Annotated in this window: 12 protein-coding genes and 1 pseudogene; 2 read left to right on the top strand and 11 right to left on the bottom strand. The window is 73.9% G+C overall.

Annotation, left to right across the window (positions count from 1 at the left end):
* The first annotated feature begins 152 nt into the window (after nucleotides 1-152).
* On the top strand, nucleotides 153-947 hold the full coding sequence (locus J7462_RS01405) for a class I SAM-dependent methyltransferase (protein WP_219460664.1): 795 nt from the start codon (nucleotides 153-155) through the stop codon (nucleotides 945-947).
* Between the two features lie 72 nt (nucleotides 948-1,019).
* On the opposite strand, the gene J7462_RS01400 is transcribed toward J7462_RS01405, so the two are convergent.
* The 7 genes and pseudogenes from J7462_RS01400 to J7462_RS01370 form a co-directional block, all read right to left on the bottom strand.
* Nucleotides 1,020-3,632, bottom strand: coding sequence for a M48 family metalloprotease (locus tag J7462_RS01400; protein WP_219460661.1), 2,613 nt, complete (start codon nucleotides 3,630-3,632; stop codon nucleotides 1,020-1,022).
* Nucleotides 3,633-3,746: 114 nt separating this feature from the next.
* A complete protein-coding gene (locus tag J7462_RS01395; RefSeq protein ID WP_219460656.1) occupies nucleotides 3,747-4,313 on the bottom strand; it encodes a hypothetical protein in 567 nt (188 codons plus the stop codon).
* A 115-nt stretch (nucleotides 4,314-4,428) separates the two neighbouring features.
* Nucleotides 4,429-5,403, bottom strand: a complete 975-nt coding sequence (locus J7462_RS01390) for a nitroreductase (protein ID WP_219460653.1) — start codon at nucleotides 5,401-5,403, stop codon at nucleotides 4,429-4,431.
* Nucleotides 5,404-6,492 (bottom strand): GNAT family N-acetyltransferase, encoded by a 1,089-nt coding sequence (locus tag J7462_RS01385; protein ID WP_219460650.1) that lies wholly within the window; start codon nucleotides 6,490-6,492, stop codon nucleotides 5,404-5,406.
* Nucleotides 6,489-6,929: a DUF4188 domain-containing protein gene (locus J7462_RS01380; protein ID WP_204926595.1), complete on the bottom strand. Its 441-nt coding sequence runs from the start codon at nucleotides 6,927-6,929 to the stop codon at nucleotides 6,489-6,491. Before J7462_RS01380 ends, J7462_RS01385 begins: the two co-directional genes overlap by 4 nt.
* A 2-nt stretch (nucleotides 6,930-6,931) precedes the next feature.
* Complete coding sequence (locus tag J7462_RS01375) at nucleotides 6,932-8,512, bottom strand: phenylacetate--CoA ligase family protein (RefSeq protein WP_219460620.1); 1,581 nt, start codon at nucleotides 8,510-8,512, stop codon at nucleotides 6,932-6,934.
* A 166-nt stretch (nucleotides 8,513-8,678) separates the two neighbouring features.
* Nucleotides 8,679-8,948: pseudogene (locus J7462_RS01370) on the bottom strand (monooxygenase); the annotation flags it as partial.
* Between the two features lie 529 nt (nucleotides 8,949-9,477).
* Between J7462_RS01370 and J7462_RS01365 the strand changes: the two are divergent.
* On the top strand, nucleotides 9,478-10,983 hold the full coding sequence (locus J7462_RS01365; RefSeq protein ID WP_372444180.1) for an endo-1,4-beta-xylanase: 1,506 nt from the start codon (nucleotides 9,478-9,480) through the stop codon (nucleotides 10,981-10,983).
* Nucleotides 10,984-11,028: 45 nt separating this feature from the next.
* Here the strand turns inward: J7462_RS01365 and J7462_RS33540 are convergent, their stop codons facing one another.
* The 4 genes from J7462_RS33540 to J7462_RS01350 form a co-directional block, all read right to left on the bottom strand.
* Nucleotides 11,029-11,667, bottom strand: a complete 639-nt coding sequence (locus tag J7462_RS33540) for a helix-turn-helix domain-containing protein (protein WP_357533999.1) — start codon at nucleotides 11,665-11,667, stop codon at nucleotides 11,029-11,031.
* A gap of 188 nt (nucleotides 11,668-11,855) precedes the next feature.
* Nucleotides 11,856-13,490: an FAD-dependent oxidoreductase gene (locus J7462_RS01360; protein ID WP_219460618.1), complete on the bottom strand. Its 1,635-nt coding sequence runs from the start codon at nucleotides 13,488-13,490 to the stop codon at nucleotides 11,856-11,858.
* Nucleotides 13,490-14,197 carry a GntR family transcriptional regulator gene (locus tag J7462_RS01355; RefSeq protein ID WP_141723122.1) on the bottom strand — a complete coding sequence of 236 codons (708 nt, stop codon included), beginning with the start codon at nucleotides 14,195-14,197 and terminating at the stop codon, nucleotides 13,490-13,492. Before J7462_RS01355 ends, J7462_RS01360 begins: the two co-directional genes overlap by 1 nt.
* On the bottom strand, nucleotides 14,197-14,880 hold the full coding sequence (locus J7462_RS01350) for an N-acetylmannosamine-6-phosphate 2-epimerase (protein WP_208570571.1): 684 nt from the start codon (nucleotides 14,878-14,880) through the stop codon (nucleotides 14,197-14,199). Before J7462_RS01350 ends, J7462_RS01355 begins: the two co-directional genes overlap by 1 nt.
* Between the last annotated feature and the right edge of the window lie 18 nt (nucleotides 14,881-14,898).

Below are 14,898 nucleotides of genomic sequence, written 5' to 3'. Positions count from 1 at the left end.
GGGCACGTCGGCTCCCCGGCCCACGGCGGTGGACCGGGCGATGGACCGGGGCAGTGAGCCAGGGGCAGTGGGCGAGGGGCGGTGGGCTGGGACGGTGGGCCAGGGGCGGTGGGTCGGGGGCGTAACGGCTCGCCGTCCGGCAGGATGGTGGGGTGAGCACGAAGGGCTATGCGTTCGACAATGCCAGTGACCAGGCCGGCGCCCACCACGACGCGCTGGCGGACCTGCTGGACGGACCGACCCGGGCCGCGCTCGGGCAGTGGGGTGACCTGACCGGCCGGCGGTGCCTGGAGGTGGCCGCCGGTGCCGGCAGCGTCGCGCTGTGGCTGGCCGAACGGGCGGCCGAGGTGGTCGCCACGGACGTCGCCCCGCAGCACGTCCCGCCGCACCCCCGGCTCGTCGTCCACCGCCAGGACGTCGTCACCGACCAGCCGCCGGGCACCTTCGACCTGGTGCACGCCCGGCTGCTCCTCGGTCACCTGCCCCGGCGCGAGGAGGCCCTGCGGCGGATGGTGGCCGCCCTGGCACCCGGCGGTGTACTGCTCATCGGTGAGTTCGCGCTCCCGCCCGGCGACTTCGTCTCGTCCGCGCCGGACGACGCGACCGCCGATCTGCTGACCCGCTACCTGGCGGCCCACACGGCGGCTCTCGTCGGCAGCGGTCTCGACCTCGCCTGGGCACAGCGGGCCCCGGCGGCCTTCGCAGCGGCCGGCCTGGTCGAGGTCGACTCCCGGACCACGACGGGCCGGTGGCGCGGCGGCGGTCCGGGTTGCCGGCTGCTGCGGGCCGGCATCCCGCAACTGCGCGGCAGCCTGCTGGCCCACGGGTTGACCGACGCCGACCTCACGGCGACGATCGAGGCGTTCGCCGACCCCCGGGTGGTCGTCGAGGGCTTCCACTTCGTCCAGATCAGCGGTCGTGTTCCCCGGCTGCCCGGCCCGGCCTGACGACGGCGTCCCAGCCCGAGGTAGGCGGGGTGGTCCCGCGCGCCGACCCACCCCCGGCGGCTGATCCGCTGCTCAGGTCGGGCTACGGACGAAGGTCTGTTCGGTGTGCGAGCCGGCGTCGTCGGCCGTTGTGATCACCAACTGGTCGGCGGTGCAGCGGTACGAGCCGCCGAAGTCCTCCGCCGGGCCGGTCAGGGGCAGCTCACGGTCGTCGACCCGGAGCACCCGGTCGCTGGCGGCGACCTGGTCACGCTGGGCGTACCGGCCGTTCCCGGCCGACCAGCGGTAGGTGACCGTGCCCCGCTGCACACTGCGCACGGTGTGCCCGTTGAGCGTGCCCTCGGCGACGAACAGGTCGTACAGGTCGGTCGCGGTGCCGTCCGCCCGGTAGGCGGTGGCGTGGCCGCCGGCCGGCCCGCTGGACAGGTCCAGGGCACCGTCGGTGTGCAGGCCGGTCAGCACGCCCAGTGGCGAGTCGGGGGCCACCGGCTCGTGGAACCGACCCGCCACGAGCCGCCAGACCCCGACCAGGCAGGGGTCCCGGCCACGGTCACCGACCGGCGTCGGGCGGTGCGGGGTGACCGCGACCGCCCCGGCGGCCACCAGCAGCACGGGCACCACCACCGCCGGCCACCACCGACGCCGGCCGAGCACCGCGAGCGCGGCCGGCACGGCCGTCCCCACGGCGGCGGCGAGCACCGCCGCCACCGGCGCGACGAGCAGGGCGTGGGTGAGGGCGCGGACGACCACCGTCGGATCGACGGCAGGGGCACACCCGGGGGCACCGGCCACACAGGACACCAGCACGTCGGCGACCACCACCGCGGGCGTCATCAGCGCCCCCGCGGTGAGGGCGGCGAGCAGCGCGTGCGACAGCGACAGGCGTCGGGTGGCGACCGCCGCCACGGCCACGCCCACCTCGACGAACGTGACCGGCAACAGGGTGTGGCTGGTCACCAGGGTCGCCGCGGTCGCCGTCGCCAGGCCGGGGTCACGCACCGCGGCTCCGACGCCGAGGGGCACCAGCGGCAGCACCAGCGCCCCGGCCACCCCGACGGCCACCCCCGTCCGCAGCGCCCGCCGCGTCGCACCCCGGCCGGCCAGGACCGGGAACAACGCCGCGAGCAACGGCAGCGCGATCAGGTACGGGGCCGAGGCGGCGGTGATCCGCACGTAGAAGCCGATCATGTCCAGCAGGGTCAGCGGGGTCGCCGCCCCGGTGCCCTCACGGGCGGCGACCAGGTGCAGCATGCTCCACCCGTCGTCGGTGGACCAGGCGTCGAGCACCAGCAACGTCGCCACGTACCCGGCGGTGAGCACCGACGTGGCCACGGCCGCGCCGGCCCACGCCCACCGGATCCGGGTGACCGCCGCCGCCGCGAGGTGCCGCAGGTGGGCCCGGGCGCCGTCGGCCACCCACCGGCCGAGCAGCGCGCCACCGGCGATCCACAGCCCGGCCAGCAGCACCTCGATCCACCAGGCCCGCAGGTCGGTCGCGTACGCCACCCGCCAGGCCAGGCGGCGGCCGACGAGCAGGCCGCAGGCCAGTGCCGCGCCGAACGCCGCGCCGGAGGCCACCGGACGGCCGGTGTGCCGTGCCCACCAGGCCGCCCGCCACAGCGCCCCGGTGGCCACCAGGGCCAGCGGCACGCCGAGCAGGATGCCGGTGACGAAGGCGCTGTCGGTGACCGGGTCCGCGCCCGGCAGCACCCGGGGCAGGCTGGTCGCCAGGTCCCGCACCGACGGGGCGGCGATCCCGGCGGCCAGGCCCGCGCCGAGCGCCTCGACCGGGCGGGCGGCGAACCGGCGGCCGGGACGGTCCAGCGCGTCGGCGCGGGCCCGGGCCAGGGGGTGGAACCGGAACAACGCACCGAGGCGGGCCCACCGCCCCACCTGCCGGTGGTCGGCGGCGAGCAGCGCCCGGACGGCGTCGGCGTCGGCGGCGGGGAGCCGGGCGTCGGCGGTGAACTCCCGGGCCCGCAGCACCGACCACGCCGACACCTGCACGACCAGTGCGAACGCGGCCAGCCGCCAGGAGTCGGCGAGCAGCTGCCAGCCGGCGTCGGCACGCAGGTAGGTGACGGTGACGGGCACGAGCACCCCGAGCGGGAACGCCCAGGCCTGGGCGATGGTCAGCCGGGTGAGGTGGATGTCGCTGTTGCGGACGTGGGCCAGCTCGTGCAGCACGACCGCGCGGAACACCCGGGGGGCCACCCGGTGGGCGTGCACCAGGCCGAGGTCCAACCGGACGTACCGCAGGGGCCCGGCGCCGAAGGTGTTGCCGCTGATCCGCGCGGACCGGGACACCACGAACGTCGGCGACCGGCGTAGCCCCGCCACCCCGACCAGTTCGGCCAGGTCGGCCCGCAGCGCCTGGGTGCCGGGGACCCGGTCGAGGCGGCGCAGGCCCCGCAGTCGGCACTCGCACCAGGGCGCGACGAGGTAGGCCAGCATGGTCACCGCCAGCAGCACCGCGAGCCCGGCGAGCAGCTGCCCGGCCACGTCCGGTCCGAGGCCGGCGGTGCAGCGCCGGATGGCAGCCAGGCCCGTCTCGTCGACCGTGCCGGCCCGGGCGTCGATCGGGAACGGTCGGGTCCGCAGCACGTCCGCCAGGCACTCGGCGCGCACCCTGGTCGCGTCGCCGTCGACGAGGACCGTCGACCATCCGAACATGCTCGTGCCCACGACGGCGGTGACCGCGGCGACGAACCGGCCGAGGGTCGCCGAAGGCAGTGGCGGAGTCGCCGAGGGCGGCGGCGGTGTCGTCGCGCCGGCCGGGCCGGCGGGCCGCGCCCGCCCTCAGCGACCGTCGACATCATCCTCGGCAGTGTCGGGCCCGGCGACACCGAAGCGCTGGGCGAACGCGTCGCGTACGGCGTCACGCAACACCGCGACCTGGTCCTCGGTGAGCGTCCAACGGGGATCGCGGGCGGCGGCGGTGACCGCCTCCTCGATCCGCAGCAGCTGACCCGGCCGCAGCCGCACCTCGGGCGGCGGTGGGTCGACGGCCCGCCGGCCCCGGGTGCGCCACCGCCGGCCGAGCCCGCGCAGGCCACCGCGGACCGCCTCGGTGGCCTGGTCGCGCACGCCGTCGCGCAGCGCCTCCACCGCCACCCCGGTGAGCACCAGCAGGTACGGCAGGAGCGGTTCGACCACCGCCTCGAAACCGCCGCCGCCCGCCTCGCCACCACCCACCCGGGTCAGCGCGCCCGGATCGCGTCGCCAGTGGCCGGGGCGGCGGTGGTAGTCGGGGGCGAGCAGGCCCAGCAGCGGTTCCTCGTCGGGGGCGACCGCCCGGACGGCCAGCCGGACCAGGTCGTCGAAGGTCGCGTCCCGGCCGGCCGACATCGACGTGCCATGGGTCATCGGGCCTGCCTCGGACGGGGTCGACGGGTCTGCGCGGCCACCGTACGCCGGTCGACGCCCACGCGCGGTCGGCAACCGGACAGTCCCCGGGACGCCGGTCGGGGGGTGCCGACGGTCAGGCCCGACCGGCGGCGACCCGGCGGGCGGAGCGGGGTGCGGGCCGGGTGGGCCGGCCCACCCGGGCGACGTGCAGCAGACGCTGCGGCGCGACGTCGAGCAGCGCACCGAGCGCCGTCCGGGTGGTGGGGACGTCGATGAGCTGGCTCAGCGGGTGTGCCGCCAGCCCCGCCGTGTGCAGGGTCAGCCAGGTGCGCAGCAGCACCCGGCCGAACTCGACCTGGCCGGGCTCGTCGAGGTGGGCCGGGGCGACCAGGACGAGCACGGTGCCGCCCTGGGCGAGCGGGTCGCCCGCGGCGGCGGCGAGCAGCCTCGGCAGGCCCAGCGGGCGCAGCACCGGGTACCCGGCCAGTGCCGCGCGCAGCCCGGTGGCGGCGGGCCGCGACAGGGCGAGGCAGCGGTCGGTGAGCCCGTCGGCGTGGTAGCCCGGGTGGGTGGGGTCCAGCCGCAGCCAGCGGCGCAGTTCGGCGACGACCGCCGGGTCCGCGTAGAGCCGACGGTCGGCGGCGCGCAGCAGGGCACCGAGCCGCCCGGCCTGCGGCACGGTCCGTACGCTGCCGCCGGCCGGCCGGGCGACCGCGTCCACCGCCGTGAGGGTGTCCCCGTCCACCCCGGCGGCGAGGTGACCCCGGTCGGTCCGGCGTTCCCACACGTCGGTGGTACGGAACGGGGTCGGGTAGCGGTCCGGGGCGGGGCGCAGCAGTCCCACCCACCTGTGGTGTTCGTCGTGGTCGGCGAGATAGTCCAGCCGCAGGCCGGCGTCGGCCGCGACGATCAGGCACGTCTCGACGAACGCGCCGAGGGACAGCCGCAGGTCCCGGCCGGTGGGGTCGCCGGCGGGCAGGGTGTGGGCGGGGTCCCAGCCGATCCGGATCGCGTCGGGTTCGTAGCGCAGTCGCCACGGTTGGGTGTTGTGCGCGCTCGGGGCCCGCCAGCACCACCGTTCGAGCCGCCGGAACGCGTCGTGGTCCACCTACCGCTCCTTGGCGTAGAAGGTGTAGCCGTGCAGCGGGCGACCGCCGAGGCGGCGGTACTGGGCGGCCGAGGCGGTGTTGTCCCGCTCGACGTAGGTGCTGCGCAGCGTGGTGTAGCCGCCGGTGTACAGGTTGCGGTGCAGGTGGGTGGAGAGCAGCCGCTGGTAGCCGCGCCCCTGGTGCTGCGGAAGGACCCCCTTGACGATCAGCACCGCCTCCCGACGGTAGCGGCGGCGGGCGGCCAGCAACCGGGCCTGGTTGACCAGGTGCAGGTCGCCCCGGACGGCGATCAGGAACTCTGAGATGTCGGGTACGCAGAGCACGAACGCCACCGGCTCGCCGTCGCGGGTCAGGTAGAGCAGCAGCGACTCGTCCAGCAGGTACGCCAGCCCGTCGGTCTGCCGCCGTAGCTGCGCGGCGGAGATCGGCGTGTAGTAGCCGAGCTGGGCGAAGGAGGCGTTGAGCATCCCGCGCAGCAGGTCGAGCTGGTCGTCGAGGTGGCGTACGTCGCCCCGGTGCAGCACGATGCGGGTGCCGTCCGGGTCGACGTGCACCGGCGGGAGGGGCTCCGGTGGGGCCGGTACGGGGCAGATCCAGGTGTCGGCCTCGAACCGGCGGCGGAACCCGTACGCCTCGTAGGCGGTCGGGTACCACGGCGGGTTCCAGGCGCTGTCGACGAAGCCGCGCTCGGCGTGCCCGGAGGTGATCACCCCGCCGGCCTGGTTAGGCAGCAGCGCCACCGGGCCGAACAGCAGGTCCCGGTCGGTGTCGGCGTGGGCGGTGATCGCGTCGAACAGTGGTCTCCCGGCCCGCTCGGTGAACTCGGTGAGCCCGAACAGCTGGCACCGTCGGCCGAGTTTGGCGTCGAAGTCCGCGTCGGTGTGCAGGGTGGTGCGGCCGACGATCGTGCCGGCGGCGTCGCGCAGCAGGTACAGCGGCACGCCGTCGCGCCACCAGCGGCGGATCTGCTGGCGGGGGGTGGGCACGTGGCGGGGTTCACCGGCGTAGAGCCGGTCGCCGAAGGCGAGGAACTGCCGCAGGCCGCGCCGGTCGGTGACCCGGGTGAACCGGTGCCGGGCGGGGCTCATCGGCGGACCGCCGGCCCGGTCGTCTCCGCGCCCAGCGGGGTGAAGGTGTCGATGTGCCCCATCTGGGGGCCCTCGGCCCGCCAGGTGCCGTTGGAGTAGCCGTCGGGGCTGGCGGTGTAGAGCCGGATGAAGCCGGCGGTGGCGTTGCGGGTGCCGTCGGTCAGCCAGACCATCAGCCGGCGGTGGTGCCGGGTGCGGGCGAAGCGCAGCATCGCGTCGCGGTCGGTGAAGAACGCGATGGTGCCGAGGGTCAGCGGGAACTGCCAGTAGACGGTGTGCCAGCAGTAGCCGTTCATCCGGCGCATGTCGCGCAGCATCCGGAACCAGGAGGGGGCGAGCCGCAGCAGCACCAGCGGGTTGGTGTAGCGGGTGCCGCCGATGAACATGGCGCCGGCGCGGGCCTGCGCGGGGGCACGGGAGAAGTCACGGGTACGCATGGTCACCTCACCAGGTAGCTGTTCTTGATCTTCTGTTGGCCGGCGAACGGGCCGGTGCCGGGTTCGTGCAGCTCGACCCGCAGGTCCCCGGCGGTGGCGTCCTCCACCAGGGACTGGGCGAAGTCGCGGGAGACCGAGGTCAGGTGCCGGCGTACGCCGAGGCGGCACGCGTCGACGAGCGCGGCGCGTTGCGGGTCGGCCAGCGGTCGGCGCAGTTCGAGGTGGATGACCGGCCGGGTCTCCAGCGTCGCGTCCTCGACCAGGGCGAGGCAGAACCGGCTGATCTCGGCGGCGTACGGGTTGCCGACGTAGAGGCCGTACTCGACGTCCTGCGGGTAGAGGTTCGCGCCGAGGTAGGAGATGGTGGAGTCGCTGCGCCCGAAGAGCAGCAGCAGCGGCAGCGTCATCCGCTCGGCGGAGACCGCGGTGCGCAGTTCGGCCCGGCGTACCGGGTCGGCGCAGACCAGCTCGACGACCCGCCGGTACGACACGAGCAGCGCCTCGTCCCCGACGTTGTACCGCAGCCGGGGTTGGAGCACGTCGCCGCCGGTGACGGTGCAGACCAGTTCCCGTCGCTCGTTGGTCTCCAGGTAGGTGGCGAACGGGTTGTACTGGAACACCATCGGCAGCCGTTGCTCGTCGGTGCCGAGCAGGGCGTCGCGCAGCCCCCGGTCGGTCTGCAACCGCCTGCGCAGCCACACGGTGAACCGGGTCTCCGCGCCGATGCCGATGCTCAGGTCCGACGCCCCGTACGCGGACCGGACGAGGGTGAAGCGTTGCTCCAGGTAGTCGCGCAGCGCCTCGGTCATCCCCTCGCCGCCGCAGCTGGCCGCGACCCGGTAGCGCGGCCAGGGGAAGTCCTCGGCGTCGAGCCGGTCCCGCAGGTGCTTGAGGAACGGCGGGTAGGCGGTCACCAGGTAGTCGAAGTCGGGGCCGAACTCCCGCAGGGTGTCGATGATCTTGCCGAGGTCGGGGCCGGTGTTCTTCACCACCGCGATCCGGGCCATCGCCGCGCCGGTGGTCGTCCCGGTCGCCCAGGCTCCCATCGAGTAGGCGTTGATGACGAACGGTCGGCGCATCGGGAAGACCAGTCCGGTGTAGCCGGCGATGTCGCGGTGCACGGCGCGCAGTTCCCGGTCGCTGCGGGGCCAGTTGAACGGCTGCCCGGCCGAGCCGGCCGACTCGTCGACCACCACCCCCCGGGTGGGCAGCCGCCCGTGTCGGCAGCGCGCGGCGGCGTGGTGGGCGACGACGTAGCTGGCCTTGTCGGTTTCCGGGAAGTCGACGAGCCGGCGGCGCACGCCCGCCGGGCGGGCTTGCAGGAAGGCCCGGTAGGCGGGGACCTGCCGGGCGGCCCGCGCGCACACCGCCCGGGCGTGCGCGGCGGCCAGCCCGTCCAGCGCCGGGTGGTGCCGGCGCGCGACCCAGCGCCAGCCGGCGGGGTGTCGGGCGGCGAGCCGGGCCAGCACGGCCACCGCGCGGCCGAGGGCCCCCAGGCCGACCTGCCGGCCGTGCGCCACCACGGCCGGCAACGGCGATTCGACGGTACGCAGGACGACGGGTCGGTGCGGTAGCTCGGCCATGCCGACCACTCTGTCCGGGTCGCCGCGTCGGGTCTTGAGGCCGGATGCGGTGGGTACCTGAGTATTCCTACTCGGTCGACCGCCCCGACCGTCCGGGCGTGCCCCCGGTGGGTTCCCGGCACGACACCCGCCGACCGGGCGATGCGGTCCCGGTCGGCGGTCGTGCTCAGGTGGCGGGTCGGCCGAACCAACGGGTCAGGTGACCGTCCAGGTCCTGTCGGTCGTCGCCGGCCCATGCGACGTGACCGTCCGGGCGCAGCAGGACGCACGGGACGTCCAGGTCCACCGTGGGGTCGTTGAGGTGGTCGACCCGGTCGGTCCAGCCGGCGACGCCGAGCCGGCCGGTGCGGTCCAGCAGCAGGCCCCGGCCGTGGCGCAGCCGGTCGTAGCGGCGACCCTGACGCAGGTCGAGGTCACGCAGCCACCGGCCGAGCAGGCGGGCCCGACCGCTGCGGTGGGCGGGGTGGTGGCGAGCGGCGACTGGTGCACGGGAAGCGCCTTCCGGGAGAGCCTGGTGGGTGGGGCGCTCCCGGGCGACGGTTACGTCGGTCGCCCGACCGCGACGGGCAGGGGGAGCACCCACGTGGGTACGGCGTTCATGGGTCTCACCTCCTCGGGCTACGTCACGGGCAGCGGCAACCTATCCACCGGCCGGCGGCCTGTCCAGCGCCTTTTCGGCCGTCCGGCCCCGAATTTCGAATGTTTCGGCGTCCGTCCGCCGGACGGCGGACGTAACCGGGTGTCTTCCGGCCGGCCACTCCGCGTCCCGGCGCGTCCACCTGCGCGAATCCGACTTCCGCCAGGTCAGCCCACCCGGCAAGTTTTCCGGAACATTTCCGAAAGTTGTTGACAGTATGGTAGACCGCTATCGATACTGACCCTTCGATGGGCATACACATGCATCAATTATTGACGTCATGTAACGAGGAGGGTCCGTGGGCAGCAGCCTGAGGCGACGCAGGATAGTGAGCAGAACGGCCTTGCCGGCGGCGGTGATGTTGCTGGTCGGCGGCGCGGTGGCGGTCCAGTCCGGCACCCCGGCCGTCGCCGCCGAGACCACGCTGCGGGCCGCGGCGGCCAAGGCCGGGCTGTTCTTCGGCACCGCGTCCTCACCGAACCGGCTATACCCGATCCTCAGTCAGGAATTCGGCCAGCTGACCCCCGAGAACGACATGAAGCCCGACCGGATCGCCACGTCGAGCGGTGGGCTGCAGAACACCAGCGGCGCGGACCAGCTGGTCAACCATGCGCAGAGCAACGGCATGGTGGTCCGGGGGCACACGCTGGTGTGGCACTCGCAGGCCGGCGCGCTGCAGGGGGCCAGCCAGAGCACGCTGAACACCTTCATCGGCAACGCCATCAACCGCTGGGGCAGCAAGATCGCCTACTGGGACGTGGTCAACGAGTCGCTGGAGGACAACAACACCGGTCGCCGCCGCAACCAGTGGCCGCACACCATGAACCGGGACGCCAACGGTGACGGCGACTTCTTCGACGCCGGCGACACCGACGTCATCCGGGACTCGTTCATCCGGGCCAAGCAGGTCGTGCAGGCCGGTGGCTACTCCACCAAGCTCTGCATCAACGACTACGACGTCGAGGGGCTGACCGTCAAGGGCGGTGGCCCGAACCGCAAGGCCAACGCGCTGTACGACATCGTCCGCACCTACCGGCAGTACATCGACTGCGTCGGGTTCCAGTCGCACTTCAACGACAACCCGAACAGCATCATCAGCAACGACCTGCAGGCCAACATCCAGCGCTTCGCCGACCTCGGCGTCGAGGTGCACCTGTCCGAGGTCGACATCGACGACGACCTGAGCAACAACGACATCGGCGCCGGCCAGGCGGACAACTACCGCAAGGTCGTCCGGGCCTGCCTGAACGTCGCGAAGTGCACCGGCATCACCGTCTGGGGCATCTCCGACAGCGAGTCGTGGCGTTCCTCCGAGCGGGGCCTGCTGTTCACCGGCGGCAACGGCAACTACCAGAAGAAGGCGGCGTACTACGCCGTCCTCGACGAACTGAACAAGGGCCGGACCACCACCCCGCCGACCACCACGCCGCCGCCGACCACCCCGCCCCCCACCACGCCGCCGCCGACGACGCCGCCGCCCACCACCCCGCCGCCCACCACGCCGCCGCCGACGACTCCCCCGCCGACCACGCCGCCGCCGACGAACGGCTGCACGGCCACGGTGTCGTTGAACTCCTGGACCGGCGGCTTCGTCGCCACCGTCCGGGTCACCGCCGGCAGCGCGCCGATCCAGGGCTGGAACGTCCAGCTCACCCTGCCGTCGGGCGCCGCGATCACCAACGTGTGGAGCGCCGAGCGCACCGGCACCAGCGGCAGCGTCCAGTTCAGCAACGTCAACTACAACGGCTCGGTCGCCGCCGGCCAGTACACGGAGTTCGGTTTCCAGGGCACCGGGTCCGCCACCGGCCTGACCCCGGTCTGCACCGCCTCCTGAACACCACCTGTCCTGGACGGGCGCGGGCCGCCCGTCCAGGACAGGTCAGGGACCGCCACCGGCCCTGACGCGACGGTGGCAGCAGTCCTGACGGCGCGAGGACGATCCGGCGGATGACCGCCGCGTCCTCGCGCCGAGGCGTCTCCCCCGACGACCAGCGGTACGCCGCGGGTCGGTGCGCTCCCGGTGCTGGGTGAACGGCCGACAGTGGCTCCAAGGCACCGCTGCCGCCGTCGACGCCGTGCCCGTGCAGCGCCCTGACGGACTGACGATCGCCCGGTGGTTCTCGCTCTGGCGGGCCTGATCACGCTGCTCCTGCCAGAGGCGAAGCAGGATGGCGACGTCGTCCGCAGACACCGACGGCACCCCCGGTGGCGGTGCTCCTGTGGTGGCAGAGGTCGGATTCACCCGATCTTCCCGCGCCACCGCCCGCACGTGTTCCCATCTCGGCAACCACTCCATCGGATCACCGCCACACGCTTCCACGAACGCCCGGACGGTGTCCCAGCTGGGGAGATGGTCACCGCCGGCCGCTTCAGCCAACGCGGTACGCGACCGGCCCGTCCGCCGTGCCATCAACAGGTACTTCGGTGATCCTGCCTTCTCCCGTAGGAGTCGCAAATCCTGTGCGAACCCAACGATCGGGCCTCCGTCGGCGGGAAGTGGCCGCTCAGGCCGAGCCATATATCAACGGAGAGTAGGTGGCCATACGCGAAGTATGGTCGTGGCCGCCGACTGACGGCGGTCGTGGAACGTCAGGCGGCGTGACGGCCGGCGATGCTGGGTCTGCGACGAGCCGGTCGGGGCCACTCCCCGGCAGGGCGGCGGTCGGGGCTGGTCCCGCTCCCCGGTTCCCGGCCGGGGCGTCCGGGTCAGCTCGGCAGCGGTCCGCCGCCCGCCGTTCCCAGGGCTGCCGCCGTGGCCGTCGGCCAGTGCAGGTCGACCCCCCGCCGCACCAGCTCGGCCTGGAAATCCTCAAGCGACTTGGCACTGTCGCGGACCCCGTGCGGCGAGGTCTGCCGGTCCAGGCAGTACGCGGCCAGCGCGCCGGCGGCCTCCCCGATCGACCACTCGGCCGGGTGCACCCGGTAACAGCCGTTGGTGATGTGGGTGGTGCCGACGGCCTTGCCGGCGGCGATCACGTTGGTGACGCGGGTGGGCAGCAACGCGCCGAGGGGAATCTCGAACGGGTGCGCCGCCACGTCGAGGTAGCCGTCGCCGCCGGTCGTCGGGTGCAGGTCGATGCGGTAGTGACCGGTGCCGACCGTGTCGGGGTAGCCGACCGCACCGGCGGCTCCGCGTACCGCGACCGACAGGTCCTGCTCGGTCGGCGTGGTCAGCGCCACCAGGCGGCGGGCCTCCCGGATGTACGGTGCCTGCGCGAAGCCGTCGACGGTGCCCGTCACGTCCGGGCGTAGCCGCAGACCGGGGTAGCCGGTGCCGCCGTCCGGGCGGGGCGCCTCGGTCTGCAACCAGTACAGGAAGGCACGGCTGGCTTCCCTGGCCCGCCGGACGTGCCGCGCGGCGTCCGGTACGTCGAACAACGGCCCGTCGAGATAGTCGTTCATCGGCCAGTTGACCAGCGTCACGTCGCTGCGGAACAGGCCGGGCCGGAACGCCTGCCGGTCGAGGATCCGCCGGTACGTCCACAGCTCCGGCGCGACCAGCCCCTCCTCCATCGACGCCGCCGTCGACCGGGGGTTCGGGGTGAAGCGACCAGTGACCGGTCGGCCGGTCCGCGGATCGGGGTAGGTCCAGCTGAACAGCGGACCCGGCCAGCCGGGTGCCGTGCGGGTCCGCCAGTGGTCGTAGTCGGCCGGCCGGTCCACCGTGTGGTCGCCGTCGACGTGTTCGAGGGCGAAGCAGACCGTGGCGGCCTGCATGTTCAGCGGAGCGGGCCGGTCCGGGGCGCTCGGTTCGCCGGTCTGCGCCTGCGACTCGGTGCCGGTGCGGTGCTCGATGCCGGCCAGGGCCAGCAGCTCACCGGTCTCGCTAGCCTCCAGGACCAGGCTGGCACCGATGTGGCGGACGGTGCCGTCGGCGAGTCGGACGGCCAGGGCGGTCACCGTGTCCCCGTCCGTGTGGGCCCGCTCGACCTGCGCCCGGGTGTGCACGGTGAGCCGCCCCGCCGCGCGCCAGGGGGCGATCATGGCCTGAAGCACGGCCAGCGCCACCCGGGGTTCGTGACACAGCGGGCTGACCCAGCCGTTACCCGGGTTGACCGGTCGGGCCGACCCGTCGGATGCCAGCGGATACCAGCTCCGGTAGTGCTCGCGCACCGCCTGCCGGAACCGCCGGTAGCTGGCCGTCGAGCCGTGTGTCTCGATCCAGGGGTGCTCGTCGGGCGGCACCGCCTGCGAGGTGAGCTGCCCGCCGATCCACCCGTACGGCTCGACGACGGTGACCCGGGCGCCACCCTCGCAGGCGGCCAGCGCGGCGGCGATCCCGCCCACGCCCCCGCCGACGACCAGGATGTCGGTGTGCTCCTCAGCCGTGGTGGTGGACATCAGTCGGCCTCGCCTCGTCGTGCGGTCAGGGAGAAGTGGTAGCGGTCGCCCCGGTAGAGCGACACCGCGCGTTCGACGGCCCGGCCCCGTCCGTCGTAGCCGATCCGGCGCACCTCCAGCAGGGCCGCCGAGGGCGGGATCTCCAGCAGTTCGCACTGCCGCCGGGACGGTACGACGGCGGCGATCATCTGCTGGGCCACGGTGACCTGGATGTGGTAGCGGTCCTTCATGGTCTCGTAGAGCCCGTTGTCGAGGTTCTCCACGAGCAGCCCGGGGAACAGGTCGGCCGGCAGGTGCACCTCTTCCAGGCACATCGGCGAGCCGTCGGCCAGCCGCAGCCGCTCCACCCGGTAGAGCAGTGACCCCTCGGGCAGGCCGAGGTCGGTGGCCGCCGCGTCGCGGGCGACCATCGCGTCCGCCTCGATCAGCTTGCTGCTCGGGAGCAGGCCACGGGCCAGCATGTCCTCGGTGAACCCGCTGAGGCTGGTGCCCTTGGCGATCCGGGTGTCGGAGACGAAGGTGCCCTGGCCACGGATGGTGTAGACCAGGCCGGCGTCGAGCAGTTCACGCAGCGCCTGGCGCAGTGTCGTCCGGCTCACGCCCAACTCCTCGGCGAGGTCCCGCTCGCGGGGCAGCGCCGAGTGCGCCGGCAGGCCGGCGACGCGGTGCCGGAGTTCGGTACGGATCTGGCTCAGTTTGGTGGTCATCACGAATCCAACCGGGGATGCGGGCAGGCCTGCGCGAACCTGCGCGTGGTGTTGACCGGGTCCGAGATGGCGGTGCCGACGACGACTGCCCACGCACCCTCGTCGAACGCCGCCGAGACCTGGGTACGGGTACGGTATCGCCCCTCCGCGATGACCGGAACGGGACAATGTCGACTGAGCTCGCCCACCAGGGCGATGTCCGGCCCGTCCGGCACCGGGCCGGCGGTGTAGCCGGACAGCGTCGTGCCGACCAGGTCGGCGCCGGCATCGACGGCGGCCAGGGCGGCGTCCAGGCTGTCGACGTCGGCCATGAACAGGGCTCCGCCGGTGTGGGCCGCCGCGACGAGGTCGGCCAGTTTCTCCCCGCCGGGCCGGGGTCGACCGGTGGCGTCGGCCGCGACGATCTGCGCCCCGGCCCGGGTCAGTGCGGTCACGTCGGCCTCGCCCGGGGTGATGTAGACCGGGCTGCCGGGGGTGCTCCGCTTGACCAGTCCGACCACCGGCACCCCGAGGTCGACCATGCCCCGCACGTGGGCCACTCCCTGGCCACGCAGACCGGCGGCCCCGCCGAGTACGGCCGCAGCCGCCATCGCCATCATGTGCCCGGTGTCCGTGAACGGGCTGGGGCCCTGGGCCTGGCACGAGACGACCAGGCGTCCACGGATGGCGTCGGCCACGTTCATCGGTGTTCTGCCTTTGCT

Origin of the sequence: Micromonospora sp. RL09-050-HVF-A (genome assembly GCF_019374995.1) — a bacterium.
GTDB classification, from domain to species: Bacteria; Actinomycetota; Actinomycetes; order Mycobacteriales; family Micromonosporaceae; genus Micromonospora; species Micromonospora antibiotica.
The sequence above is the reverse complement of the archived record's forward strand: the minus strand, read 5'-3'. Positions and strand labels throughout refer to the sequence as shown.

What these genes read in the sequence shown, in the direction of transcription:
- J7462_RS01395 (WP_219460656.1), bottom strand. Translation starts at nt 4,313, where the DNA reads ATGACCCATGGCACGTCGATGTCGGCCGGCCGGGACGCGACCTTCGAC.
- J7462_RS01385 (WP_219460650.1), bottom strand. Translation starts at nt 6,492, where the DNA reads ATGAGCCCCGCCCGGCACCGGTTCACCCGGGTCACCGACCGGCGCGGC.
- J7462_RS01380 (WP_204926595.1), bottom strand. Translation starts at nt 6,929, where the DNA reads ATGCGTACCCGTGACTTCTCCCGTGCCCCCGCGCAGGCCCGCGCCGGC.
- J7462_RS01375 (WP_219460620.1), bottom strand. Translation starts at nt 8,512, where the DNA reads ATGGCCGAGCTACCGCACCGACCCGTCGTCCTGCGTACCGTCGAATCG.
- J7462_RS33540 (WP_357533999.1), bottom strand. Translation starts at nt 11,667, where the DNA reads ATGGCTCGGCCTGAGCGGCCACTTCCCGCCGACGGAGGCCCGATCGTT.
- J7462_RS01360 (WP_219460618.1), bottom strand. Translation starts at nt 13,490, where the DNA reads ATGTCCACCACCACGGCTGAGGAGCACACCGACATCCTGGTCGTCGGC.
- J7462_RS01355 (WP_141723122.1), bottom strand. Translation starts at nt 14,197, where the DNA reads ATGACCACCAAACTGAGCCAGATCCGTACCGAACTCCGGCACCGCGTC.
- J7462_RS01350 (WP_208570571.1), bottom strand. Translation starts at nt 14,880, where the DNA reads ATGAACGTGGCCGACGCCATCCGTGGACGCCTGGTCGTCTCGTGCCAG.